Origin of the sequence: Mumia xiangluensis, from assembly GCF_010994095.1 — a bacterium.
GTDB lineage: Bacteria > Actinomycetota > Actinomycetes > Propionibacteriales > Nocardioidaceae > Mumia > Mumia xiangluensis.
This window is the reverse complement of the sequence record NZ_WJYO01000004.1, coordinates 156,231-182,528: the sequence shown is the minus strand read 5'-3', so window position 1 is coordinate 182,528 and position 26,298 is coordinate 156,231. Positions and strand designations below refer to the sequence as shown.

General features: G+C 69.4%; 18 protein-coding genes. 2 read left to right on the top strand and 16 right to left on the bottom strand.

Going from position 1 to position 26,298, the window contains the following annotated elements; all coding sequences use genetic code 11:
• Positions 1-229 precede the first annotated feature (229 nt).
• Both GH747_RS13930 and GH747_RS13925 read right to left on the bottom strand, forming a co-directional pair.
• Positions 230-3,145 carry an FAD-binding and (Fe-S)-binding domain-containing protein gene (locus GH747_RS13930; RefSeq protein ID WP_228552932.1) on the bottom strand — a complete coding sequence of 972 codons (2,916 nt, stop codon included), beginning with the start codon at positions 3,143-3,145 and terminating at the stop codon, positions 230-232.
• Positions 3,142-4,431 carry a hydroxyacid-oxoacid transhydrogenase gene (locus GH747_RS13925; protein WP_149770208.1) on the bottom strand — a complete coding sequence of 430 codons (1,290 nt, stop codon included), beginning with the start codon at positions 4,429-4,431 and terminating at the stop codon, positions 3,142-3,144. Before GH747_RS13925 ends, GH747_RS13930 begins: the two co-directional genes overlap by 4 nt.
• A 159-nt stretch (positions 4,432-4,590) precedes the next feature.
• On the opposite strand from GH747_RS13925, the gene GH747_RS13920 reads away from it, so the two are divergent.
• Positions 4,591-5,757: a hypothetical protein gene (locus tag GH747_RS13920; RefSeq protein WP_163695630.1), complete on the top strand. Its 1,167-nt coding sequence runs from the start codon at positions 4,591-4,593 to the stop codon at positions 5,755-5,757.
• On the opposite strand, the gene GH747_RS13915 is transcribed toward GH747_RS13920, so the two are convergent.
• From GH747_RS13915 to rpoB, 3 genes are all read right to left on the bottom strand, one after another.
• Complete coding sequence (locus tag GH747_RS13915) at positions 5,733-6,818, bottom strand: acyltransferase family protein (protein ID WP_163695626.1); 1,086 nt, start codon at positions 6,816-6,818, stop codon at positions 5,733-5,735. The genes GH747_RS13920 and GH747_RS13915 overlap by 25 nt on opposite strands.
• A gap of 131 nt (positions 6,819-6,949) precedes the next feature.
• Complete coding sequence (locus GH747_RS13910) at positions 6,950-10,828, bottom strand: DNA-directed RNA polymerase subunit beta' (RefSeq protein WP_149770205.1); 3,879 nt, start codon at positions 10,826-10,828, stop codon at positions 6,950-6,952.
• An 85-nt stretch (positions 10,829-10,913) separates the two neighbouring features.
• Entirely contained in the window at positions 10,914-14,384 is a 3,471-nt protein-coding gene (rpoB, locus tag GH747_RS13905; protein ID WP_149770204.1) for a DNA-directed RNA polymerase subunit beta, read from the bottom strand.
• 337 nt (positions 14,385-14,721) lie between these two features.
• Between rpoB and GH747_RS13900 the strand changes: the two genes are divergently transcribed.
• Complete coding sequence (locus tag GH747_RS13900; RefSeq protein ID WP_149770203.1) at positions 14,722-15,435, top strand: class E sortase; 714 nt, start codon at positions 14,722-14,724, stop codon at positions 15,433-15,435.
• 24 nt (positions 15,436-15,459) lie between these two features.
• On the opposite strand, the gene GH747_RS13895 is transcribed toward GH747_RS13900, so the two are convergent.
• The 11 genes from GH747_RS13895 to GH747_RS13845 are packed head-to-tail and all read right to left on the bottom strand — an operon-like array spanning position 15,460 to position 26,273.
• Complete coding sequence (locus GH747_RS13895) at positions 15,460-16,200, bottom strand: hypothetical protein (protein WP_149770202.1); 741 nt, start codon at positions 16,198-16,200, stop codon at positions 15,460-15,462.
• Entirely contained in the window at positions 16,197-16,760 is a 564-nt protein-coding gene (locus GH747_RS13890) for a hypothetical protein (protein WP_149770201.1), read from the bottom strand. The genes GH747_RS13895 and GH747_RS13890 overlap by 4 nt, the downstream gene beginning before the upstream one ends.
• A complete protein-coding gene (locus GH747_RS13885) occupies positions 16,727-17,989 on the bottom strand; it encodes an MCE family protein (protein ID WP_149770200.1) in 1,263 nt (420 codons plus the stop codon). The genes GH747_RS13890 and GH747_RS13885 overlap by 34 nt, the downstream gene beginning before the upstream one ends.
• On the bottom strand, positions 17,986-19,089 hold the full coding sequence (locus tag GH747_RS13880) for an MCE family protein (RefSeq protein ID WP_149770199.1): 1,104 nt from the start codon (positions 19,087-19,089) through the stop codon (positions 17,986-17,988). Before GH747_RS13880 ends, GH747_RS13885 begins: the two co-directional genes overlap by 4 nt.
• Positions 19,089-20,291 carry an MCE family protein gene (locus GH747_RS13875; RefSeq protein WP_163695623.1) on the bottom strand — a complete coding sequence of 401 codons (1,203 nt, stop codon included), beginning with the start codon at positions 20,289-20,291 and terminating at the stop codon, positions 19,089-19,091. The genes GH747_RS13880 and GH747_RS13875 overlap by 1 nt, the downstream gene beginning before the upstream one ends.
• Positions 20,288-21,271: an MCE family protein gene (locus GH747_RS13870; protein ID WP_149770197.1), complete on the bottom strand. Its 984-nt coding sequence runs from the start codon at positions 21,269-21,271 to the stop codon at positions 20,288-20,290. Before GH747_RS13870 ends, GH747_RS13875 begins: the two co-directional genes overlap by 4 nt.
• Complete coding sequence (locus GH747_RS13865; protein ID WP_149770196.1) at positions 21,259-22,365, bottom strand: MCE family protein; 1,107 nt, start codon at positions 22,363-22,365, stop codon at positions 21,259-21,261. Before GH747_RS13865 ends, GH747_RS13870 begins: the two co-directional genes overlap by 13 nt.
• Positions 22,362-23,681 (bottom strand): MCE family protein, encoded by a 1,320-nt coding sequence (locus tag GH747_RS13860; protein WP_149770195.1) that lies wholly within the window; start codon positions 23,679-23,681, stop codon positions 22,362-22,364. The genes GH747_RS13865 and GH747_RS13860 overlap by 4 nt, the downstream gene beginning before the upstream one ends.
• Positions 23,681-24,508 carry an MlaE family ABC transporter permease gene (locus GH747_RS13855; protein ID WP_149770194.1) on the bottom strand — a complete coding sequence of 276 codons (828 nt, stop codon included), beginning with the start codon at positions 24,506-24,508 and terminating at the stop codon, positions 23,681-23,683. Before GH747_RS13855 ends, GH747_RS13860 begins: the two co-directional genes overlap by 1 nt.
• Positions 24,508-25,287, bottom strand: coding sequence for an MlaE family ABC transporter permease (locus GH747_RS13850; RefSeq protein WP_149770193.1), 780 nt, complete (start codon positions 25,285-25,287; stop codon positions 24,508-24,510). The genes GH747_RS13855 and GH747_RS13850 overlap by 1 nt, the downstream gene beginning before the upstream one ends.
• On the bottom strand, positions 25,284-26,273 hold the full coding sequence (locus GH747_RS13845; protein ID WP_149770192.1) for an ABC transporter ATP-binding protein: 990 nt from the start codon (positions 26,271-26,273) through the stop codon (positions 25,284-25,286). The genes GH747_RS13850 and GH747_RS13845 overlap by 4 nt, the downstream gene beginning before the upstream one ends.
• Between the last annotated feature and the right edge of the window lie 25 nt (positions 26,274-26,298).

Below are 26,298 nucleotides of genomic sequence, written 5' to 3'. Positions count from 1 at the left end.
TGCGGCGGGCGCGGCCCAGGCGGCGCGCCTCAGGCGTGCCGCCACCGCGACGTGCGATGGTAGGTGTTGCTTTCTCGCGGCCCTGCACTCCGTTCGTTCGACCAGGTCCATGACCCGTTCGGACGACTCGACCGACAGTGCGGCGACACGCGAATCGGTGCACACGGACAGTGAGTCCACGGCACAATGTCCAAGACTACCGGGTGCCCCGTGAGGGGTCAAAACGGGTTCACTGTGACCCGCCGACGGGCGTCCGCCCACGTGCCTGTCGGTCGAGCAGCTCGGCCAGGTGCAGTGCCTGGACGTCGGCGAGGTCGTCGAGCTGCGTACGGCACGAGAACCCGTCGGCGAGGACGATCGCCCCCTCCGGCGCCGTACGGACGGCCGGGAGCAGCTGGTGCTCCGCCACCTTCACCGAGACCTCGTAGTGGCCCTTCTCGACACCGAAGTTGCCGGCCAGGCCGCAGCAGCCACCGACCCGGGTCACCGTGGCCCCGGCCCGTTCGAGCAGCGCGGCGTCCGCCTGCCAGCCCAGCATCGAGGCCTGGTGGCAGTGCGGCTGTGCGACCAGTGTCACACCGCGCAGGTCCGGCGGCTCCCACCCCTCGGTCCGGGCGAGCAGCTCCGCGAGGGTGTGGACGCCTGCGGCGACCTCGGCAGCCCGTGGGTCGTCGGTGAGCTCGACCGCGTCCGTCCGCAGGGCCGTGAGGCACGACGGCTCGAGCCCGACGACCGGGATCCCCGCCGCGACGTACGGGTGGAGTGCGGCGACGGTCCGCTCGACGTTGCGTCGTGCGCCGTCGAGCTGACCGGTCGAGATCCAGGTGAGGCCGCAGCACACCGACTCGTCGAGCAGGCGTACGCGGTAGCCGGCGGCCTCGAGCACGCGTACGGCCGCCTGGCCGGGCGCCGTCTGGAAGTAGTTCGTGAAGGAGTCGGCCCAGATCAGCACGTCGGGCCGGCCGTCCGCTCGCCCGAGGGCGTGCATGCCGGCGTCTCGCGTCCGGGTCGCGGTGCCGGCCGACCGGCTCCACCGGCGCAGCGTCGTGGTCGCGAACGCCGGGATGCTCCGCCGCGCGTCGACGCCGGCGAGCCAGAGGGCGACCTGCCGCAGCCCTGGGATGCGGAGCGCGAGGTTGGCCACCCGAGCGATCGGAGCAGACAGGCGTGCCCACCGCGGGAGCATGCCGAGCGCGTAGTGGTTGCGCGGTCGCAGCCTGCCCTTGTACGTCTGGTGGAGCGCCTCGGCCTTGTAGGTCGCCATGTCGATCCCGGTCGGACAGTCGCGTGCGCAGCCCTTGCAGGAGAGGCAGAGGTCGAGCGCGTCGTGGACCGCCGGGTCCTTCCAGCCCTTGCCGACGAGCCGTCCGTCGACCATCTCCTGGAGCACCCGCGCGCGACCTCGCGTCGAGTCCTTCTCCTCGCGCGTCGCCTGGAACGAGGGACACATGACCCCGCCCGCACCGGTGTTGTCCGCGATGCACTTGCCGACGCCCGTGCACCGGTGGACGGCAGCGCCGAGGTCGCCGTCGTCGTGGAGCAGGCGCAGGGCGAGGCGGTCGCGAACGCGCCCCACGCCGGTCCCCCGCAGGTCGGCGTCGAGCGGCGCCGGGTCCACGAGGACGCCCGGGTTCAGCAGGTCGTCCGGGTCGAGGACCGCCTTGACCCGCCCGAAGAGCGAGATCGCCTCCTGGCTGTACATGAGCGGCAGCAGCTCCGAGCGTGCTCGCCCGTCCCCGTGCTCGCCTGACAGCGACCCCCCGTGCCCGGCGACGAGCACGGCGGCATCGCGAAGGAAGTCGCGGAACACCCGCGCGCCGTCGTCCTGCGCGAACGGGAAGTCGATCCGGACGTGCACGCAGCCGTCGCCGAAGTGTCCGTACGGCACGCCGTCGAGGTCGTACTGGCGCAGCAACGCCTCGAACTCCCGCAGGTAGGTGCCCAGCCGCTCGGGCGGGACCGCGGTGTCCTCCCAGCCTGCGTACGCGGGGCGTGAGAGCGAACGTGCGGCGAGGCCCGCGCCCTCCTCCCGGATCCGCCACAGGACCGCCTGCTCCGCAGCGTCGGTCACGAGCCTCGTTGACCGGGTGCCCACGTCGGCGGACACCGCCGCGGCGCGCGACTCGAGCTCGGCGAGCGAGTCTCCGGCCAGCTCCACGAACATCCACCCGGCGCCGGCGGGGAGCTCGGGCACCGACGACGCGCCACGCTGCGCGCGGACGACGTCGACGATCCGGGCGTCGAGGCCCTCGCACGCCGTCGGCCCGTGCGGGAGGATCGCCATCACGTCGTCGGCCGCGTCCGCCATCGTCGGGTAGCCGAGCAGGAGAAGCACGCGGTACGGCGGATCGGTGACGAGGTCGACCTCGGCCTCGAGCATCACCGCCAGCGTGCCCTCGGTGCCGGCGAGGAAGGTGGCGACGTCGAACCCGTTCTCGGGAAGCAGGTGCTCCATGCTGTAGCCCGACACCTGGCGCCCGAACGTCCCGAACTCCGTCCGGACGGTGGCGAGGTCGGCGTCGACGACCGCCCGCAGGGCGTCGAGGGTGGGTGAGGCGGGCAGCGTGGACGCCGACCCCCGGGCGGGGCGTACGAGGTCGAGGCGCTCCCCCGCGATCGTGACCACGTCGAGGGCGGCGACCGTGTCGGCCGAGCGGCCGTACGCGAGCGCGCGCGACCCGCACGCGTTGTTGCCGATCATCCCGCCGACGGTGCACCGCGTGTGGGTCGACGGGTCGGGACCGTAGCGCAGGCCACGAGCAGCCGCCTCGCGCTGGAGCGTCGCGTGCACGGTGCCCGGCTGGACGCGCGCCCGCCGGGCGTCGACGTCGATGCCGACGACCTTGTTGAGGTGGCGGGTGAAGTCGACGACGATGCCCGGGCCGACCGCGTTGCCCGCGATGGAGGTGCCCGCACCCCGCGACGTCAGCGGGACCCCGCTCGCGCGCGAGACCCCGACGGTCGCGAGGACCTCCTCGACCGAGCGCGGGCGTACGACGACCTGGGGGACGACTCGGTAGAGCGAGGCGTCGGTGCTGTAGAGAGCGCGTGCGAGCGTGCTGTCGTCGACGTCTCCCACACCCGCGCGCCGCAGCGCCGCGGCGACGTCGCGGCCCACGTCGGCGACGACAGCGGCGCCGCTCACCACAGGTTGATCGACCGCTCGAAGATCGCCGTGACGGCGTCCTCGTGGACCGGCTTCGGGGCCGTGGCGAGCAGACGCTGCTGCTTCATCGTGCCCTCGACGAGCGTGGGGATGTCGCCCTTGTCGAACCCGACGGCGCCGATGCCGGCCGGGATCTCGATGTCGCGCATCAGCCGGACGAGCACGTCGGGCAGGAAGTCCGCCAGGTCGTCCGGACGTTCCGCGCCCGGCTCGAGGAGCTCGGCCGCGCGCACGTGGCGCTCGGGCGACGCGTCGAAGGTGAAGCGGAACGCCTCGGGTGCGGTGAGCGAGACTGCCATGCCGTGCGGGACCATCGCCTCGCCCTGCGGGTAGCCGTCCGGGCAGAAGTCCCGGACCTGTCCGGCGATCGGGTACGCGTTCGCGTGAGGGATGTGGACCCCGGCGTTGCCGAAGCCCATCCCGGCGAACGTCGCCGCGAGCGACATCTGCTCACGGGCCGCCACGTCGCTGCCGTCGCGGACCGCCGTACGGAACGCCGACGCGAGGAGGCTCATCGACTTCTCGGCCCACATGTCGGAGATCGGGTTCGCGCCGCAGTACGGGACGCGCTGCGCGGCCGTCTTGCGCTCGTACGACGTGTACGGGCGGGCTGTGTAGCTCTCCAGCGCGTGGCACAAGATGTCCATGCCGCTCGCCGCGGTGACCTGCGGCGGCTGCGAGAGCGTGAGCTGGGGGTCGATGATGGCGAGCTCGGGGCGCAGCCGTGGGTGGCTGATGCCGGTCTTCACGTGCTGCTCGAGGACGTCGAGGACGCAGATGGTCGTGCTCTCGCTCCCCGTGCCGGTCGTCGTCGGCAGAGCGATCATCGGCAGCAGCGCCTTCGCCGGAGCGCGACCCGCACCGACCGGGACGTTGATGTAGTCCATCAGCTCGCCGTCGTTGGTGGTGAGGAGGTTCACCGCCTTCGCCGTGTCGATCGCCGAGCCGCCACCCAGCGCCACGACCGCGTCGTACGGCCCGTTGGCGCGGGCGTGGTCGATCGCGTGACGCAGGCTCGCGTCCGTCGGCTCCACGTGAGTGTCCGCGTAGACGTCCAGAGCCACCCCCTCGCCGGCCACCTCGTCGGCGATCCGTGCGGGGATGCCCGTCGCCTCGAGCCCGCGGTCGGTGACCAGCAGCGCCCGGCGCACGCCGAGCGAGGCCAGCTCGTAGCCGAGCTCCGCGCTCGCCCCGGACCCGAACTTCAGTCGCGGCGATCCGTAGGTGAACACGCTCTCGGGCGTGGTCGGGGCAGAGAACGGCATCGAGGACTCCTGGGGTCGGGCCACACGCGGCAGGGGGGTGACGTGCACGACAATACGACGTCACGGGCACGTGTCAGGCACCTGACCACGTTGCCATAGGGTGATCGGGGTCGACATGGAGGTGCAACAGCAATGATTCGGTCGCTGGTGGCTGCGGGAATGGCAGCGGCCGTGGTGGGTGGCGTCAGCGCCTGCAGCCCTCTCGCCCCTGCCGACCCCGACCGGTCGGAGACGACGCACTCCGGCCTGAAGGTCGACGTCGGACAGCACGAGACCTTCGCGGGGACCCCGATCGCGTTCACCCTCACCGTGCCGGAAGGCACGACCCAGCTCGGTCCCCTCGTACGCCGTCGTACCCCGGAGCTCGTCGCCGCGTACCAGCCCGTGCTCGCAGAGGCCGAGCGTCGTCAGGCCATCGAGGCAGCCGAAGAGGCGGCCGAGGATCCCGACGCAACCACGCCGACCCCGACGGAGCCGCTCAACCCGCTCCCGACCACCGACACGTTCGCGATCCTCACCGATCCCCCGGAGCCCGACGTCACGACGGCGCTCCTTCGCGTCGACGGCGATCCCGGCGAGGTCTTCAGCGAGGTCGTCGACCAGGTCGCGAGCCTGATCCCGGACCTCGGCCTCGACGCAGACACCTGGTCGCAGTTCTGCACGGCGGTCGACGGGCTCTACACGAGTTGCTCCTTCGACGTCACCGGACGCACCACCGACGACATCGGTGTCCGGGTGGCCGTGACCCTGGACCCGGGCAACCTCCGCAAGAAGCAGTCGCCCGCCGGTTCGCAGGGCCGCCCGGTCATGACGTACACCGCCGTGGCGACCGACCCGCCGGACATGCGCCCGGCGTGGCAGGCGCTCGACGAGGAGCTCGAGGCGCCCGGCGACGCCGAGACGCCGGAGCCGCCGGTACCGGAACAGATCCCCGCCACCACGACGCCGCTCGCCGCGCAGCCCGAGGTCGATGCCGAGTGGCCGGACCTCCCGGTCTCCCGCCCGGTCACCACGGGCGGCACTCTGGTGACCCAGCGCTGGCGCCTGCGCGACGACTCCGCGCTGCTGCTGTCCGGCGACAAGCCCGCCTTCGCGAGCATCCTCGTCGAGCGCGGCGTCAACGCGGACGCGATCGCCCGCAGCTACGTGCTCAGCTACAGCACGGCCGGCGAGCCGACGCAGGACGTGATCGAGGACCGCACGGAGATCAGCACCACCTACCGGGCCGTGACCCGGCCCGGCGGCCCGTCCGTCTCGGCCACGTTCACGCAGGCCGGACGCGGCAACTACATCGCCCTGTTCTACCTGCCGCCAGCGCGCGCCTGAGCCTCGCCGCGGAACGCCCAGGACAGCTTGGGCGCCACCAGCGGACTGACCACGCGGGCGACGGGGTCCGACATCAGCGCAGTGCCGAGCAGTGCCGAGACCACGAGCACGATCGGGACGGCGAGCGCACCGAGTCCGGCCAGCACGTCGAAGACACCGAAGTGCGCGAGGGCGATCAGGACGAACCCGTGCACCATGTACGCGTTCATGGTCCTCCGGCCCAGTGCCGTCGTGGCATCCTCACGACGCGGCACGACCGAGAGCACAGCCGCCGTCAGGGCGAACCCCACGACCAGCAGGCCGGCCCGCGTCAGCACCCCGCCGACCGGGTCTGCGTCCAGTGGCGACTGGGCGTACGCGTCGCGCCAGTAGAGCCAGGAGACCAGCCAGTCGTCCTGGCGCACGAGGCACCAGACGAGCGTCGCGGCGAGGGCGACCGCCGACGCGACGCGTACGACCGGGCGCCGCAGCATCGCGAAGTGCTCGGGCCGCAGGTACATGCCGGCCACGTAGAACGGGAGCAGGCCGAGGATCCGGTGGATCGACACGACGTTGCTGACCTGCCACAGACCCGCGACGAGGCTGATCGCGATCGCGACCAGGACCGGGGCGCGGACCACGCGCCACAGCGGCGTCGACAGGCGCCACGCCACGAGGGCGATGAGGAACCAGGTCGACCAGGCGGGATCGAGCAGGTTGATGTCGAGCGGCTTGCCGTCCAGGAGGGCACGGAAGCCGTCCAGGCCCACGTTGAGCGCGACGTACGGCAGCACCAGCGTGGTCACGAGCGCGCGGGTCTGCTTCGGCGACCCCTCGTAGCGGCGCGCGACGTAGCCGGAGACGAGCACGAACGCCGGCATGTGGAACGAGTAGATCCAGGCGTACGTGCCGCGCGCGGCGGGCACCTCGAGGAGGTACTGGAGGGCGTGACCGGCCACCACGAGGAGCATCACCCAGTAGCGGGCGTTGTCGAGGAGGGGGTCACGGGTCGTCTGGCGGGCCGGGCCGATCGAGCTGCCGGCGGCGACCTCTGCGGGGGGTTGCATCAGTGTCGAAGACATCCCCATCGACGTAACCAGGCGATCCTTAACAATCCCTGAGAGACCCTGTGAAACCCCTGTGACCTGCACCAACACGTGAAAAGGCCCCCGGAGCACGAAGCTCCGAGGGCCCTTTCGTGGACCAGAGTCGATCAGCCGGAGAAGCTGCCGAAGTCGAAGTCGTCGAGCGCGACCGACTGGCCGGCCGAGTTGCCGAAGTCGTAGTCGTACGACTCGTACCCGGTCACGGCGTACGCCGCCTGACGCGCCTCCTCAGTCGGCTCCACCCGGACGTTGCGGTACCGCTCGAGGCCGGTGCCCGCCGGGATCAGCTTGCCGATGATGATGTTCTCCTTCAGGCCACGGAGCTGGTCCGACTTGCCCTGGATCGCCGCCTCCGTGAGGACACGGGTCGTCTCCTGGAAGGACGCCGCACTCAGCCACGACTCGACCGCGAGCGAGGCCTTCGTGATGCCCATCAGCACCGGACGACCGGAGGCCGGCTGACCGCCCTCGGCCACCACGCGGCGGTTGGCCTCCTCGAACGTCGCACGATCGTGGAGGTCACCCGGGAGCAGCGTGGTCTCGCCCTGGTCGATGACCGTGACGCGACGCAGCATCTGCCGCACGATGATCTCGATGTGCTTGTCGTGGATCGCCACGCCCTGGCTGCGGTAGACCTCCTGGACCTCGTCCACGAGGTGCTCCTGCGCACGACGGACACCGAGGATGCGCAGGACCTCCTGCGGATCGGGCGTACCGTGCGTGAGCTGCTGACCGACCTCGACCTCCTGGCCGTCGACGATCAGCAGGCGCGAGCGCTTCGAGACGGGGTACTCGTGGGGCTCCGAGCCGTCGTGCGGCACGACGACCAGCTTGCGCGCCTTGTCGCTGTCGTCGATCTGGACCCGACCAGCGGCATCCGAGATCGGCGCACGGCCCTTGGGCTGGCGAGCCTCGAAGAGCTCGACAACACGCGGCAGACCGTGGGTGATGTCGTCACCGGCCACACCACCGGTGTGGAAGGTACGCATCGTCAGCTGCGTGCCGGGCTCACCGATCGACTGGGCCGCGATGGTGCCGACGGCCTCGCCGATGTCGACGAGCTTGCCGGTCGCGAGGGACCGGCCGTAGCACTTGGCGCACGTGCCGGACTTCGCGTCGCAGGTCAGGACCGTACGGACCTTGATCTCCTCGATGCCGGCCGCGACCAGCGTCGCGATCTCCGGATCACCCAGGTCACCCGCAGCCTCGACCAGCACCTCGCCGGTCTCCGGGTGGGTGATCTCGGTCGCCGCGTTGCGGGCGTACGCCGAGGTCTCGACGTTCTCGGCCAGGATCAGGCGGCCGTCCTCGAGGCGCTCGGCGATCCGCTTGGGCAGACCGCGCTCGGTGCCGCAGTCCTCCTCGCGGATGATGACGTCCTGGCTGACGTCGACGAGTCGACGCGTCAGGTAGCCCGAGTCGGCCGTACGGAGAGCCGTGTCGGCCAGGCCCTTACGAGCGCCGTGGGTCGCGATGAAGTACTCGACGACGGACAGGCCCTCGCGGTAGTTCGCCTTGATCGGGCGCGGGATGATCTCGCCCTTCGGGTTGGCCACGAGGCCTCGCATCGCGGCGATCTGACGCATCTGCATCATGTTGCCGCGGGCGCCCGACTGGATCATCATCCAGATCGGGTTGTCCTCGCTGAAGGTCTTCTCCATCTCGGCGGAGACCTCGTTGGTGGCCTGCGTCCAGATCTCGATGAGCTCGCTACGGCGCTCGTCGTCGGTGATCAGACCGCGCTGGAACTGCTTCTGGACCTTGGCGTCCTGGTCCTCGTAGGTGGCGAGGATCTCCTGCTTGCGATCCGGGGTGACGACGTCCTCGATCGAGATCGTGACGCCGGAGCGGGTCGCCCAGTGGAAGCCGGTGTCCTTCAGCGCGTCCAGCGATGCCGCCACGTCGACCTTGCTGTAGCGCTCGGCGAGGTCGTTGACGATGATGCCGAGCTGCTTCTTGCCGACCTGGTAGTTGACGTACGCGTAGTCGACCGGCAGCGCCTCGTTGAAGAGGACGCGACCGAGGGTCGTCTCCAGCGTGAGGGCGTCGCCGTAGCTCCAGCCCTCCGGGACCTCGACGCCGACCGGCGGCACGACCTCGGGGAACCGGATCTTGACCTTGCTCTGCAGCGTGATCTCGCCGCGGTCGAACGCCATCCGGGCCTCGGCTGCGGACGCGAACGCGCGACCCTCGCCAGGCTGGCCGTCACGCTCGAGCGTGAGGAAGTAGAGCCCGATGACCATGTCCTGGGTCGGCATGGTGACCGGACGTCCGTCGGCCGGCTTGAGGATGTTGTTCGTCGACAGCATGAGGACGCGGGCCTCGGCCTGCGCCTCCGCCGACAGCGGGAGGTGGACGGCCATCTGGTCACCGTCGAAGTCGGCGTTGAACGCCGAGCAGACGAGCGGGTGGATCTGGATGGCCTTGCCCTCGATCAGCTGCGGCTCGAACGCCTGGATGCCCAGACGGTGCAGGGTGGGTGCACGGTTGAGCAGCACCGGGTGCTCGGCGATGACCTCTTCGAGGACGTCCCACACCTCGGCGCGAGCGCCGCGCTCGACCATGCGCTTGGCCGACTTGATGTTCTGGGCGTGGTTGAGGTCGACCAGACGCTTCATGACGAACGGCTTGAACAGCTCGATCGCCATCTGCTTCGGCAGACCGCACTGGTGCAGCTTGAGCTGCGGGCCGACGACGATGACCGAACGGCCCGAGTAGTCGACGCGCTTGCCGAGCAGGTTCTGACGGAAACGACCCTGCTTGCCCTTGAGCATGTCGGAGATCGACTTGAGCGGACGGTTGCCCGGCCCGGTCACCGGACGTCCGCGGCGGCCGTTGTCGAACAGCGAGTCGACGGCCTCCTGCAGCATCCGCTTCTCGTTGTTGACGATGATCTCCGGCGCACCGAGGTCGAGCAGGCGCTTGAGCCGGTTGTTCCGGTTGATGACGCGACGGTAGAGGTCGTTCAGGTCGCTGGTCGCGAACCGGCCACCGTCGAGCTGGACCATCGGCCGCAGCTCCGGCGGGATCACCGGGACCGCGTCGAGGACCATGCCGGCCGGGCGGTTGTCGCCCTGCATGAACGCGGAGACGACCTTGAGCCGCTTGAGGGCGCGCGTCTTGCGCTGGCCCTTGCCGGTGGCGATGGTCTCCTTGAGGCTCTCTGCCTCCGCCTGCAGGTCGAAGTCCTGGAGGCGCTTCTGGATCGCCGCGGCGCCCATGTAGCCCTCGAAGTACTTGCCGAAGCGGTACGTCATCTCGCGGTAGAGCAGCTCGTCGCCCTCGAGGTCCTGGACCTTGAGGTTCTTGAAGCGGTTCCAGACCTCGTCGAGGCGATCGATCTCGCGCTGCGCACGGTCACGGATCTGCTTGACCTCACGCTCGGCCGCGTCCTTGACCTTGCGCTTGGCATCGGCCTTGGCACCCTCGGCCTCGAGCGCGCCGAGGTCCTCCTCGAACTTCGCCATGCGCTGCTCGATGTTGTTGTCGCGACGCGACTCGAGGTTCTTGCGCTCGACGTCGATCTTGGCCTCGAGCGAGGGCAGGTCGCGGTGACGTGCGTCCTCGTCGACGCGCGTGATCATGTACGCGGCGAAGTAGATGACCTTCTCGAGGTCCTTCGGAGCGAGGTCGAGCAGGTAGCCGAGACGGCTCGGCACACCCTTGAAGTACCAGATGTGGGTCACGGGAGCGGCAAGCTCGATGTGGCCCATGCGCTCACGGCGCACCTTGGAGCGGGTCACCTCGACGCCGCAGCGCTCGCAGATGATGCCCTTGAAGCGGACCCGCTTGTACTTGCCGCAGTAGCACTCCCAGTCCCGGGTGGGACCGAAGATCTTCTCGCAGAACAGACCGTCGCGCTCGGGCTTGAGCGTGCGGTAGTTGATCGTCTCGGGCTTCTTCACCTCACCGTGCGACCATGCACGGATCTCGTCGGCGGTGGCGAGGCCGATCTTGAGCTGATCGAAGAAGTTCACGTCGAGCACGTTGTCTTCTTTCCTTCGTGATGAAAAATCTGGGGACGAGGTCGGAGGCGGGGCGCGGACTCAGGAGAGGCCGCGCCCCCGCGTCTCAGACCTCCTCGACGCTGGCGGGCTCGCGGCGCGAGAGGTCGATGCCGAGCTCCTCAGCAGCCCGGAACACGTCCTCCTCGGCGTCACGCATCTCCACCGCGGTGCCGTCGGACGAGAGGACCTCGACGTTCAGGCACAACGACTGCATCTCCTTGACGAGAACCTTGAACGACTCCGGGATGCCAGGCTCGGGGACGTTCTCGCCCTTGACGATCGCCTCGTACACCTTCACGCGGCCGAGGATGTCGTCCGACTTGATGGTGAGGAGCTCCTGCAGCGCGTAGGCGGCGCCGTACGCCTCGAGCGCCCAGACCTCCATCTCGCCGAAGCGCTGTCCACCGAACTGCGCCTTACCGCCCAGCGGCTGCTGGGTGATCATCGAGTACGGGCCGGTCGACCGTGCGTGGATCTTGTCGTCGACGAGGTGGTGCAGCTTGAGGATGTACATGTAGCCGACCGAGATCGGGTCCGGGAACGGCTCACCCGTACGTCCGTCGAACAACCGCGCCTTGCCGTCGCGTCCCACCATGCGATCGCCGTCGCGGTTGGGGAGCGTCGACTCCAGGAGGCCCTGGATCTCGTCCTCGCGCGCACCGTCGAACACCGGCGTGGCGACGTTGGAGTCCATCGGCGAGCGGTCCGCACCGATCTGGCGCAGGCGCTCGGCCCACTCGTCCTTGCTGTCGCCGATGTCCCAGCCGGCCTTCGCGACCCAGCCGAGGTGCGTCTCGAGCACCTGGCCGACGTTCATTCGGCCGGGGACACCGAGCGGGTTAAGGATGATGTCGACCGCGGTGCCGTCGGACAGGAACGGCATGTCCTCGACGGGGAGGATCTTCGAGATGACGCCCTTGTTGCCGTGGCGGCCGGCGAGCTTGTCACCGTCGGAGATCTTGCGCTTCTGCGCGACGTAGACGCGGACCAGCTGGTTCACGCCCGGCGGCAGCTCGTCGCCCTCCTCACGGTCGAAGACGCGGACGCCGATGACCGTGCCGGACTCGCCGTGCGGCACCTTCAGGGAGGTGTCGCGGACCTCGCGCGCCTTCTCACCGAAGATCGCGCGGAGCAGGCGCTCCTCGGGGGTCAGCTCGGTCTCGCCCTTGGGCGTGACCTTGCCGACGAGGATGTCGCCGTTGGAGACCTCGGCGCCGATCCGGATGATGCCGCGCTCGTCGAGGTCGGCGAGCATCTCGTCGCTGACGTTCGGGATGTCGCGGGTGATCTCCTCCGGCCCCAGCTTCGTGTCGCGGGCGTCGACCTCGTGCTCCTCGATGTGGATCGAGGTCAGCAGGTCGTCCTGGACGACACGCTGCGAGAGGATGATCGCGTCCTCGTAGTTGTGACCCTGCCACGGCATGAACGCCACGAGCAGGTTGGAGCCGAGCGCCATCTCGCCCTCGTCGGTGCAGGGGCCGTCGGCGATCGGCGAACCCTGCTCGAGGCGGTCACCCTCACGGACCAGCGGGCGCTGGTTGATGCAGGTGCCCTGGTTCGAGCGGGTGAACTTCGACATGCGGTACGTCTTGTAGGTGCCGTCGTCCTGCATGACCTCGACGTAGTCGGCGCACACCTCGGTGACGACGCCGGGCGCCTTCGCGACGGTGACGTCACCGGCGTCGACGGCGGCACGGTACTCCATGCCGGTGCCGACCAGCGGCGCGTCGTTGCGGATCAGCGGGACCGACTGACGCTGCATGTTGGAGCCCATGAGCGCGCGGTTGGCGTCGTCGTGCTCGAGGAACGGGATCAGCGCCGTGGCGACCGACACCATCTGGCGCGGCGAGACGTCCATGTAGTCGACCTCGTCGGCCGGGACGAGCTCGGCCTCGCCACCACGCTGGCGGACCAGGACGCGGTCCTCGGCGAACGTGCCGTCCTCGAGGAGGGAGGAGTTCGCCTGGGCGATGATGTAGCGGTCCTCGTCGCTCGCGGTGAGGTAGTCGATCTGGTCGGTGACGCGGATGCCGTCGACCTTGCGGTACGGGGTCTCGACGAACCCGAACGCGTTGATGCGGCCGTACGAGGCGAGCGAGCCGATCAGGCCGATGTTCGGGCCCTCAGGCGTCTCGATCGGGCACATGCGGCCGTAGTGCGACGGGTGGACGTCACGGACCTCGTAGCCGGCGCGCTCACGCGACAGACCACCCGGACCGAGGGCCGACAGACGACGCTTGTGCGTCAGGCCCGCGAGCGGGTTGTTCTGGTCCATGAACTGCGACAGCTGCGACGTGCCGAAGAACTCCTTCAGCGCCGCCACGACGGGACGGATGTTGATCAGGGTCTGCGGCGTGATCGCCTCGACGTCCTGGGTCGTCATCCGCTCGCGGACCACGCGCTCCATGCGGGCGAGGCCCGTACGGAGCTGGTTCTGGATGAGCTCGCCGACGCTGCGCAGGCGACGGTTGCCGAAGTGGTCGATGTCGTCGGCCTCGACGAACGTCGTGCCGGCAGCCATCTCGAGCTCGGCCTCGCCGGCGTGCAGCGCGACGATGTACTTGATGGTCGACACGATGTCGTCGATGGTCAGCGTCTGCTGGTCGAACGCCTCGTCGGTGCCGAGCTTCTTGTTGATCTTGTAGCGACCGACCTTCGCGAGGTCGTAGCGCTTGGAGTTGAAGTAGTAGTTGTCCAAGAGCTGCTGGGCGGCCTCGGTCGTCGGCGGCTCACCCGGACGCAGCTTGCGGTAGATGTCGAGCAGCGCGTCGTCCTGGCCGGACGTGTGGTCCTTCTCCAGGGTCGCGCGGATCGAGTCGTACTGGCCGAACTCCTCGAGGATGTCGGCCTCGGACATGCCGAGGGCCTTGAGGAGGACCGTCACGCTCTGCTTGCGCTTGCGGTCGAGGCGGACGCCGACCTGGTCGCGCTTGTCGATCTCGAACTCGAGCCATGCGCCACGCGAGGGGATGACCTTCGCGGTGTAGATGTCCTTATCGCTGGTCTTGTCCGGCGTGCGCTCGAAGTAGACGCCCGGCGAACGGACCAGCTGCGAGACGACGACACGCTCGGTGCCGTTGATGATGAAGGTGCCCTTGTCCGTCATCAGGGGGAAGTCACCCATGAAGACGGTCTGGCTCTTGATCTCGCCGGTCTCGTTGTTCATGAACTCGGCGGTGACGAACAGAGGTGCGGCGTACGTGACGTCGCGGTCCTTGCAGTCCTCGACCGAGTTCTTCGGCGGCTCGAAGCGGTGGTCACGGAACGACAGAGACATGGTCTCCGAGAAGTCCTCGATCGGGGAGATCTCCTCGAAGATCTCCTCCAGACCGGACTTCTGAGAGACGTCCGTACGCCCGGCGGCCAGCTGCTGCTCGACGGACGCCTTCCAGCTCTCGTCACCGATCAGCCAGGAGAAGCTGGACGTCTGGAGCGACAGCAGCTCCGGCACCTCAAGAGGCTCGGAGATCTTTGCGAAGGAGACACGGCGGGGATTGGTGGTGGCAGAGGCGGCGACAGTGCGCGAGGAAGCCAAGAGGGGTCCTTCCGAAGGCTCGCAGTTCCCGATTGCGGCACCGTCCAGAACCCATGCCGAACGACCCCCGTCAAGGGGTGAGGGCAGGATGCAGGAGGCGCAAAGAAATAGTCTAGACGCCAACGTGGGCAGATTTCAACCCAGGGTGTCAAGCCTCCGCCGTCGATGATGAACGCATCTTCGCCTCAGGTCAAGCAACCCGCCGGAATCGTTGTGCAACGCGTCGCGGAATGCACACTCTGCGGGGCCGTCGCTCGGGGCCCTCACGGGGGTGTGCCACCCTGGGTGTGACCCGCGTTACGCCCGTGATCTCGGCCGAGCACCAGGAGGAGGAGCTGTGCCCGTCGACACCGCCCCGCCCCGGCGCGAGCGCCCGGAGCTGAAGCCGACCCCGCACCTGCGTCCGGCTCGGATGCTCGCGACCGCGCTGACCCTCGTGCTCATCATCGGCGGCGGATGGATCGCCTGGAAGTACGTCGGCACCAACATCGTCGCCAAGCAACGTCAGGGCGAGATGGCGGTCGCGCTCGCCGACGACTGGCGCGGCAACCGCGCCGGTGACGCGACCACCGACGAGGTCCGCATGGGCGAGGCCATGGCAGTGCTGCGGATCCCTCGCTTCGGCGACGACTTCGAGGTCCCCGTCGTCGAGGGCGTCGACGACTCGGCCCTGACCTCCGGCGTCGGCCACTTCCCCGACACGCAGCGCCCCGGGCAGCTCGGCAACTTCGCGGTCGCCGGCCATCGGATCACCAACGGGCAGCCGTTCAAGGACTTCCCGGACCTCCGCAAGGGCGACGAAGTGGTCGTCGAGACGCGCACCCACGTCTACACGTACGTCCTGCAGGGCTCGGGCACCGGCACCATCGTCGACTTCACCGACGTCTGGGTCGTGCAGCCCGTGCCCGAGAAGGCGAAGCACAACAAGAGCCAGCGATCTCGGGCGATCCCCAAGGAAGCCCTGCTCACGCTGACGACGTGCTCGGAGATCTTCCACACCGACAACCGGTCGGTGGTGTTCGGCCGGCTGGTCGACGCCCGCCACGTGTGACCGGGCGGGCTGTGAGCGGCCCGGTCAGGTCGTCGTGAGCTCGGCGACGAGCCAGTCGCCGTCGACCTTCTCCATCCGCACCACGACCGACAGCGCGGCCGGAGAGCCCGCCTTGCCCGCGACGGTCCGGTTCTGGTCGACGAACGCCAGCAGCCGGACGCTCGTGTCCGAGCACTCCTGACCGCACTCCAGCGGAGCGATCGCGCGTACGGTCGCAGCGACGTCGATCTTGCGCTGCTCCGCAGCCGATGCCACCTGCGGCGACAGCTGCTCGTACTCTGCGGCGAAGTCGTCGGTCATCAGCTCCGTGGCCGACTTCAGATCCTCGGCCACGGTCTCGTGGCCGTAGCTGAGGACCGTCTCCAGCGCCGGCGTCGCCGCCGCGGTCGCCGCGTCCTCGGTCGCGACGCGCTCGTCGGCCGACGACTCGGTCTGCTCGACCGCCGCGGTCGCCACGACGGCGAACACCACGGCCACCACCGCGAGGACGCCGAGCGCCGCGAGCAGGACACGGGCGCGGCGGCTCATCGGCGGGCGCGAGGGACGAGGGGTCTCGATCGACTCCGTCGCCTCGACCAGCGGGGAGGGGGTCGCGTCGGCCGGCGGGGAGGGGGTCGCGTCGGCCGGCGAAGAGGGGGTCGCGTCGGCCGGCGAAGAGGGGGTCGCGTCGGCCGGCGAAGAGGGGGTCGCATCGGCCGGTGCGGTCTCGGCGGGATCCGTGGGGCGGCGCCGCTCTCCGGCGATCCGCGGGCGTCGGCTGCTCACGATCCGTCCTCCTCGTCGGGTGTCGCGGTCGGCTTCTCCGACTCGACCGGGACGTTGGCGAAGTTCTCGACGAGCCAGCGGTCACCCTCCAGGACGAGCGAGATCCTCCACCGCAGCCGCGGCTGGCCGACCTGGACGTCCTCGGGTTTCGTCGCGACGGTGATCGCAGCAAGCACCTCGGCGCTGTCGCTGTCGAGGCTCTCGATCGCCACCTGCTCGACCGTGCCCACCGACGTGATCTCGGTGTCGGCGAACTGGGCCAGCAGGTCCTTGGTCGACGCCTCGAACTGCTCGGCCATCGTGTCCGTGAGCAAGGGGGTCACACGGTCCACGTACGGGTCGAGGTCCGTCACGTCGTACGAGTTGACGCTCGCCGCGAACTTCTCCGCAGCCGCCCGCACGTCCTGGCGGGTCGAGGTGTCGGCGTTCGCGGGGATCTGGGGCCCGCGAACGACCGCGCGGACGCCGATCGCGAGACCCGCGACCGCCACGAGGACGAGCACGAGCGCGAGCACGCGCGTCCGGGTCAGCGTGCGACCGCCGGTCCGAGCAGCATCCACTTCCAGGACTCCTTCCCGAGATCCGGAGCATCGGGGATCGTCGTCGGGTCCGAGACGTCCACCTGCTTCGTCGCAACATCGTACGTACCGAGGGTCTGGCCCTCCGTCGCGGCCGCCGGCGACGCGGAGGCACCCGCAGCCTTGGCACCCCGCGTGAGCTTCTCGGTGCAGCCGAGATCGCGCTTCCAGGGCGCTGGCGTCCGGTCGAACGGTGTGCGCTGACGGGCCTCCGGGACGTAGCCCTTGGTGCACGGCGGGTTCTCGGCCTGGATCGCAAGGCTCAGGCGTACGGCGTACTGGCCGGTCCGCGAGTCCTTCGCGATGATCGAGAACGCGCTCTCGACGCCGTACGGGGCAATCACGAGCACCCCACGGATCCCGTCGAGGTGTGCGCGGACGACCTTGTTGAGGCGGATCGCCCGGTCGAGGAGCACCGCCAGGTCGTCGGCGTTCTCGGCGATCACGGTCCGCAGCGTCGTGGCCGTCGGCGCGCCTGCCTCGATGACCGCGCGAAGATCGGCGTCCGACGTCCTCATCGCCGTCGACAGGTCGCGCAGGTTCGTGGCGAAGTCCTCGATGTCGTCCGAGGAGTCGACCTGCGTCTGGAGGACCTGCGTCGACTCGCGGATCAGGTCGGCCGTGACCTCGTACTTCTGGTCCGCCTTGGTGATGAACGCGCTGGTGGCGTCGATGGTGGTCCGGAAGTCGCCGGCCGAGCCCTCGAACGCGTCGCCCAGCTCGGTGATCACCGTGCTGAGGTCGTCTGCATCGACCGAGGTCAGCAGGGCGCTCACGTCGGTGATCAGCGACCGCGTGTCGATGGGGACCTGGGTGCGTTCGCGCGCGATCACGTCCTCGTCAGCGAGGTACGGGGTCGAGTCGGACGTGGGCTGGAAGTCGAGGTACTGCTCGCCGACCGCTGACTTGTTGGCGACCACCACGTCCGTGTCGGACGGGATCGGCGGGGCCTCCTCGTCGATGCGCACCTCGACGTCGACGCCGTCGGTGGTGAGCCACATGTCCTTCACGCGCCCGACGCTGACCCCGCGGTACGTGACGTCGGCGCCGGTGAAGATCCCTCCCGACTCGGCCATCTCGACCGTCACGGAGTAGCCGTTCGCGCCGAACAGCCGATCGAGCTGGGCGTACTTCGCGCCGACGTACGTCACGCCGAGCAGGGTGATGACGACGAAGAGGATCAGCTGGGCCTTCACGCGACCGGTGATCATGGCGCCACCACCGTCGCTGCCATGACCGACGCGACGTCGTCGCCGCGCAGGGCGTCCTTCAGCGAGGCCCGCTCCGCCTCCGTCATCAGGCCGATCGTCGTGGAGAAGTCGGTGGTGAAGTCGATCGACACGTTGGTGTAGTCACCCATCTGGTACGCCGCCGCCTCGGACGGTGTCTCACCGAGCAGGCTGTCGGGGAACGGGAACGTCGGCAGCACCTCGAGCGACGAGATGAGCGCGTCGCCGGCGGACGCGAGGTTGTCGAGAACCGGGTTGAGGGCCTTCAGGTCGGCCACCACCGCCTGCTTGGACTTCACGATCACCTCGGTGCCGACGCTGCTCAGGTCGGTCAGCGCGCTGAGCATCCGGACGAGGTTCTCGCGCTGCTCGTCGACGGTCTTCAGCGCGGCCGGGAGGTCGTCGAGGGCGCTGTTGATCGCGCTCTGCTGGGTCTTGGTCGCCTTGGCGAGACGATCGATCTGCTCGATCGCGGTGACGATCTGCGTCTTGGAGGCGTCCGCGGTGCCGACGAACTCGTCGAGGCGGCGCAGCAGCGTACGCATGTTGGCCTCGCGTCCGGTCGACATCGCGTTGAGCTCGCGGGCGATCACCTGGACCTTGTCGATGGCGCCGCCGTTGAGGACGAGCGACATCGCGCCGAGGACCTCCTCGACCTCGGGCGTGTGCCCCGAGCGCGCGAGCGGGATCTGGTCCCCGTCGGACAGCCGCCCCTCGGCGCCCGTCGCGGGCGGCGCCAGGGACACGAACTTCTCGCCGAGGATGCTGGTCTGCCGGATCGACGCCGTCGCGTTGTCCGGCAGCTCGACCGACCGGTTGACCTTCACGGTCACCTTCGCCTGCCAGCCGTCGAGCTCGACCGCCGTGACCCTGCCGACCGACACGTCGTTGACCTTGACCGCGCTCTGCGGCACCAGGTCGAGGACGTCGGAGAACTCCACGACGACGGTGTACGGGTCGTCGCCGAGGTCGGCGCCACCCGGCAGGGGCAGGTCACCGACGGAGCTGCTCCCGCAGCCGGCGACGAGCGCCAGAGCGGCGGCGGTCGCGACTGCGCCCGCGGCGCGACGGGGCGTGCTCATCACGCAACCCCCATCAGCGTCGCCAGGTCGTCCGCGCCGGTGTCCGCCCGCGCGTCGCCGGCGGTCGACCGCTTCGCCGTACCGTCGGCCTGCTGGCCCAGCCACGTGATCACGTCGCCGAGGGCGTAGCACGCGTCCGCGTACTCGGGGTGCTGGCCCGAGGCGAGCCCGCAGTAGGCGGACACGTAGGCGGGCTGGGTGAGCGTACGGAAGGTGCCGTCGGCCTTGCCCTTGATCGTGCCGCGGGTGTCGATCGTGCCCGTCGTCGGGTTGTAGGCGGTCGCAAGGTTCGCCAACGCCGTCGGCCCCTTCTCCAGGAGCGCCGCCAGGTTCTTGCGCTGGGACGCGAGCGACTTGGTGACGTCGGCGAGGCCGTCGACGTTCTTGCGCAGGCTGACGCGGTTCTCGTCGACGTAGCCCTGGATCATGCCCAGCGCCGACGCCAGCTCGCGCAGGGCTGCCTGGAGGTCGTCACGCTCGCCGGAGAGGACGTCCGAGACCGAGGCGAGGCTGGAGTTGAAGGAGCGAACGCTCTCGTCGTTCTTCTCCAGCGCCTCCACGAACCGCTCGATCTTCTCCATCGACGAGAAGAGCTCGTCCTTGGAGCCGTCGACGGTCGTGGTGACCTTCGCCAGCGCCGCGATGCTGCGCCGGATCTCGGCGCCGCGCCCGTCGAGGTTGTCGGCGCTGGTCTCCAGGAGATCGCTCAGCGCGCCGTCCTTGTTGGCACCCTCAGGCCCGAGGGCGGTCGCCACCCGGTCCAGCGCCTCGAAGGTCTCGTCGAGCTCGGTCGGCGTGGCCGATCGGGTCTGGTCGAGGTGCGCGCCGTCGGCAAGCCTGGCGCCGCCGGAGTAGGCGGGGGTCAGCTGGACGAACCGGTCACCGACGACCGAGGGCGAGACGATGACCGCCTTCACGTCCTCCGGGACGTCGTACCGGGCGTCCCACGACAGGCGCACCCGCACGCTGGAACCCTGCGGGGTGATCGACTCGACGGTGCCGACGTCCACCCCGAGGATGCGGACCTTCGAGCCCTCGTACAACGACACGGTCCGGTCGAACTCCACCGTCGCGGTGTGCTTCTCCGACCGAGGCACCAGCACCACGACGAGCGCGGCGATCAGGGCGAGCACCCCGACGACGACCACGATCTCGACGAGTCGGCGGCTCACGCGCGGACCGCGGGTGACGTTCGCGCTCACAGTCCCTCCTCCAGACCCAGGATGCTCAGCAGGTTGTAGATGAAGCCGTCGAGCCACGGGCCGTTGGCGCTGTTGGAGGCGACCATCGAGTAGAACGCCGGCAGCTGCTGCATGGCGGACTCGATGTTCTTCTCGTTCGACTGCAGGACCTTGACGACGCCGGCGAGCCGGGCGAGCGCGGGCTTCAGGTCCTCCCGCGTCGCGCCGATGAGCTTCTCGATCTCGTCCGACATCCGCGTGACGCCGACGAGCACGTCGTGGATCGCCTGCCGGCGGGCCGTCAGCGCGTCGAACAGGACGCCGCCATCCTCGAACAGGGACACGACCTCCGAGTTGCGGTCGGCGAGGACGCCGGAGATGCCGTCGATGTTCTCGAGCAGCGTCTTGATCTCCTTGTCACGTGCGGCGAGGTTCTCGGAGAGCTCTGTCACGCCGGTCACGGCGCGCTGGAACTCCTCCGGGGTCTTCGCCGTGACCTCGCCGAGCGTGCGCATCGCGTACGCGAGCTGGTCGGTGTCGATCTCCTGGGTCGTCTCGCTGAGGTCGGAGAACGCCTGGACGATGTCGTACGGCGGTGTCGTACGGGAGGCCGGGATCACCGAGCCCGCGTCGAGGGTGCCGTCGCCGGCCGGGTCGAGCGCGACGTACATCGTGCCGAGCAGCGTCTTGATGCGGACCGACGCGCTGGTCTCCTCGCCGAGTCGCTCACGCTCCTTCTTCATGCGGAACGACACGCGGACCTTGTCGCCCCGCAGCTCGAGGTCGCGGACCTCTCCGACCAGGACGCCCGCCATGCGTACGTCGTCGCCCTTCTTGAGGCCGCCGACCTCGGTGAACTCGGCCGCGTACGTGGGACCGCTGCCGACGACGGGGAGCCTGCTCGCCTGGCTGGCGAGGACGAGGAAGGAGGCAATCACCAGGAGGCCGACCAGCCCGACGAGCACGGGGTTGCGGTCGCGGAACGGCTTCATCGCGCGCATCGGCTCACCCCCGCCCCGGTGACCGTGACTCGCTTGGTCGTCTTGAAGGGCCGCGCCTTTTCCCACCCGGGGACGCCGCTCAGGCTCGGGAGCCGGCCGTCGACGCCCACGTCGCAGACGTAGAAGTTGAAGAACGAGCCGTACTGGCCCGTCCGCCCGATCCTGTCGATCTTGACGGGGAGGATCTGCAGCGTGGAGTCGAGCGCCTTGCGCGCCTTCTTGGTGCCGATCTCGTCGGTCAGGTCGCGCAGGTGCGCGATGTCCTGGGTGAGGTCGGGGCGTACGTCGGTCAGCAGGCTCGCGGTCTCGGACGTCAGCACCGCGATGTCGTCCAGCGACCCCGTGAGCACGCCACGGTCGTCCTTCAGCCCGCTGATCAGCTGCTGCAGCGTCGAGATCGTGCTGGACAGCTCCTCGTCACGGTCGTTGAAGGACTTGAGGACCGTGGTCAGGTTGGAGATGACCGACCCGATGAGGTCGTCGCGGTCGGCCAGCGTCTGCGTCAGCGACGCGGTGTGCCCGAGCAGCGACTCGACCGTCCCGCTCTCACCCTGGAACACCTGGATGAGCTCGTAGGCGAGCTGGTTCGTGTCCTCCGGAGACAGCGCCTGGAACAAGGGCTTGAACCCCGCGAAGAGCACCGTGAGGTCCAGCGCGGGCTGCGTGCGGTCCATCGGGATGGTCTCCCCCGGCTCGAGGTCGGCGCTCGAACCCTCGGCGCCCTCCGTCAGCGACAGGTAGCGCTGGCCGATCATGTTGCGATAGCGCAGCGTTGCGAGCGTGCTCTCGGTGAGGTCGATCGAGCGGTCGACGGTGAACGTCACCTGCGCGGTGGAGTCGGAGTGCACGCGTACGTCGTCGACGGTGCCCACGCGGACGCCGGCGATCCGGACGTCGTCGCCCTTCACCAGGCTGGTCACGTCCGCGAACTCGGCCTTGTACTGGTGGGTGTCGATGAAGGAGCGGTTGCCGATGACGACGGCGAGCAGCCCGGTGAGCAGCCCGGTGATCACCAGGAACACCAGGAGACGTACGAGCGCTCCAGCGGTCAAGCGGTCGAGGCGCGGGTCGAGCGTGCGGCGGCGACGGGTCATCCGAGCGTCACCTCCGCCCCACGGAGCACGGGACCGGCGAGTGCCTGCGCGACTGCCGGCACCTCGTCCGGCGCGACGCCGAGCGTGGTCGCGAGCAGCGCGTCGATCTGCTCGGCCTCGGCCTGCGACCCCGCAGGGGTCACCGCTGCGCTCGGGGCGACGAGAGGCTTGGTCTTGCCGAGCGGGCCAGAGATGCCGAGCTGCTCGAGCAGGGCGTTGCTCATCCCGGGTGCAGGTGTGTCCGCGTCGTACGACGTGCCGGGCAGCGACGCGCAGGTCGGGTCAAGGGCGTCCGGTCCACCGGTCGCCGGCGGGAGCGCGTCAGCGTCCGCCTTGGTGTACGCCCGTGGCGTGCGCGCCGCGAACTCGACGGTCGCGTGGGCCCGGTGGTCGCGGAACGCCGAGTCGATCCGGGGCTTCAGCCGGTCGATCCCCTTGAGGACGCAGCCGATCGTCGGGGCGTACTCGGCGAAGAGCTCGAGCGTCGGCCTGGACTGCTTCGACAGCGTGATGATGTCCTGCCCGGACCGGTCGAGGAACGCGTCCGCGGTCGTCGCGAACGCCGCGGTCTCCACGAACAGCGCCTGCAGCTGCGCCCGGCGCGCGGTCAGGGTGTTGCCGGTGACGACGGCGTTGCGCAGCGTCTCCCCCACCTCCGGCATCACGTCGGCGTAGGTCTGCGCGGTCTCGCCGAGGAGCGTGATGTCCTCGACGATCCGCGGTGCCAGCGGCGTGATCTTCTGGAGGTAGCCCTCCAGCGTCTCCAACGTCTCGCCGATCGCCGCGCCCTGTCCGTCGAGCGCCTCCGACAGCGCCGTCAGCGTGAACGACAGGTCGGCGGGGTTGAGCGCGGTGAGGATCGGGTCGAGGTCGATGAGGAGGTTCTCGACCTCGGCAGGGAGGTCTGCCTGCACGATGACGTCACCGGACTCGATCGGGGTCCCGGCCGAGCTGGACACCGGCTGCAGGTCGACGAACTTCTCGCCGAACAGCGTCTTGGGCACGATGAGCGCTTCCACGTCGGAGGGGATCAGGGGCTGGAAGTCCGGGTCGATCATCAGATGGATCGTCGCCGCACCCGCGTCGGAGGTGATCTCCGAGACACGTCCGACGATCACGCCGCGGAGCTTCACGTCGGCGTTGCGGTTCAGCTGCAGGCCGACGTTCTCGCTGCGGATCGTGACCGGGACGTCGCCGGAGAACTGCTTGGTGAAGACCGCGTACGTCGCGTACACGGCACCGATCATCAGGGCCAGCATGAGGATGCCCAGCGTGCGGACGGTGCCGGGGCGGTCGAGGGCAGGGGTGCGCGCCATCAGCCGGCCAGCCTCACCGTTGTCGTGGTGCCCCAGATCGCCATCGACATCAGGAGGTCGACGACGTTGATCATCACGATCGAGGTCCGTACGGCACGGCCGACGGCGACGCCGACGCCGACGGGACCGCCCGACGCGTAGTAGCCGTAGTAGCAGTGGATGAGGATGACCAGCACTGCGAAGACGATCACCTTGACGAAGGACCACAGCACGTCGGCCGGCGGGAGGAAGAGTGTGAAGTAGTGCTCGTACGTGCCGACGCTCTGGCCGTAGATGCCGGTGACCGTCAGGCGGGTCGCGAAGTACGAGGCCATCAGCCCGACGACGTACAGCGGGATGATCGCGACCATGCCCGCGATGACGCGCGTCGTCACGAGGTACGGGAGGGACGGGATCGCCATCACCTCGAGCGCGTCGACCTCCTCCGAGATCCGCATCGCGCCCAGCTGCGCGGTGAAGCCGCAGCCGACCGTCGCGGCGAGCGCGATGCCGGCGACCAGCGGCGCGATCTCGCGGGTGTTGAAGTACGCGGAGAAGAAGCCGGAGAAGGCGCTCGTGCCGAGCTGGTCGAGCGCGGTGAAACCTTGGAGACCGACCTCGGTGCCGGTGAAGTACGACATCGCGGTGATCACGCCGACGGTGCCACCGATGACGGCGAGGGCCCCCTGGCCGAACGTCACCGTGGCGAGGAGGCGGAGCACCTCGCGCGGGTAGTGCACGAGCGTCCGCGGGATCCACGCGAGCACCCGCAGGTAGAACGCCAGGTGACGGCCCAGCGTGTCGATGCCGCCGAGGGGTCGCTGGTAGAGCGCCTTCACGTCCGCCATCACAACGCCTTCGCCGGGACGAGCTGGAAGTAGAGCGCGCTCATCACGAAGTTCGCGAGGAAGAGCAGCAGGAACGTGATGACGACGGCCTCGTTGACGGCCTGCCCGACTCCACGCGGACCACCGTCGGCGTGCATGCCCTTGTAGGCCGCGACGATCGCCGCGATGAAGCCGAACACGAGCGCCTTCGCCATCCCCTGGTAGAGGTCGGCGGTCTGCGCGAGCGCCGTGAAGGAGGCGAGATAGGCGCCGGGGGTGCCGCCTTGGAGCACGACGTTGAACGCGTAGCCGCCGATCACGCCGACCACGCTGACGAGCCCGTTGAGGAAGACGGCGACGAGCATGCACGCGAGGACGCGCGGCACGACGAGGCGCTGGATCGGGTCGATCCCGAGCACCATCATCGCGTCCAGCTCCTCGCGGATCTTGCGCGCGCCGAGGTCGGCCGCGATCGCCGAGCCGCCGGCGCCGGCGACCAGGAGCGCCGTCGCGATCGGACCTGCCTCTCTGACGACGGCCAGCACGGCGGCCGACCCTGCGAACGACTGCGCCCCGAACTGCTGGATGAGGCTGCCCGCCTGGAGCGCGATGACGGCTCCGAACGGGATGGCCACGAGCGCCGTCGGGATGATCGTCACGGAGGCGATGAACCACGCCTGCTGGATGAACTCCCGCACCTGGAACGGCCGCCGGAACACCCCCAGGACGACGTCGGCCCCGAACGCGAAGAGCTTGCCGGCGGTCGCGAGAGGTGCAGTGACGAGGGTCGCGGTGCTCACGCCGCACCGCCGGACGACACCGGCTGTCGAGAGGCGGACGCACCGAGCGCGGTGCCGTCGTCGAGGAACGACCCGGGAGGCGGCGTGACGCCGTTGGCCACGCACCACGCCCCCGGCGGCGCCTGCGTGGGGCGCGGGCGCCCGTCGGTGGGCAGCAGCTGGAGCGGGATCGGGGGCAGCGGCGGCAGAAGGTCGTGGTTCTCGCCGGCGAGCTCGTCGGCGTCCTTCTCCTCGCTCATGCCGATCGGACCGATGGTCTGAGCGTTGAGGAACTGGCGGACCGCCGGCTCCTCGCTGGACAGGAGCATCTCCCGGGGACCGAACATCGCCAGGTGACGGTGGAACAGCAGGCCGATGTTGTCGGGCACAGTGCGGGCGGTGTTGATGTCGTGCGTGACGATGAGGAACGTCGCCTCGATCTGGGCGTTGAGATCGACGATCAGCTGGTTGATGAACGCCGTACGGACCGGGTCGAGGCCGGAGTCCGGCTCGTCGAAGAGGACGATCTCGGGCTCGAGCACCAGTGCCCGCGCCAGCCCGGCGCGCTTGCGCATACCGCCCGAGATCTCCCCCGGCAGCTTGTCCTCGGCGCCGACCAGACCCACCATCGACATCTTTTCCATGACGATCTCGCGAATCTCGGTCTCGGTCTTGCGCGTGTGCTCGCGCAGCGGGAACGCCACGTTGTCGAACAACGTCATCGAGCCGAACATCGCACCGTCCTGGAACAGCACGCCGAACAGCTTGCGGATGTCGTAGAGGTCCCGCTCGCTGCACGTGGCGATGTCGGTGCCCTCGATGAAGATGTGGCCCTCGTCGGGCTTCAGCAGACCGATGAGCGCCTTCAGGAACACCGACTTGCCGGTGCCCGACGGGCCGAGCATCACGCTGATCTGTCCGGCGGGGAGCGTCAGCGAGACGTCACGCCAGATCGTTTGCTTGCCGAAGGACTTGGTCAGGCCTTCGACACGTACCTCGACTCCCACGAGAGAGACTCCTTTGGGGGGACGG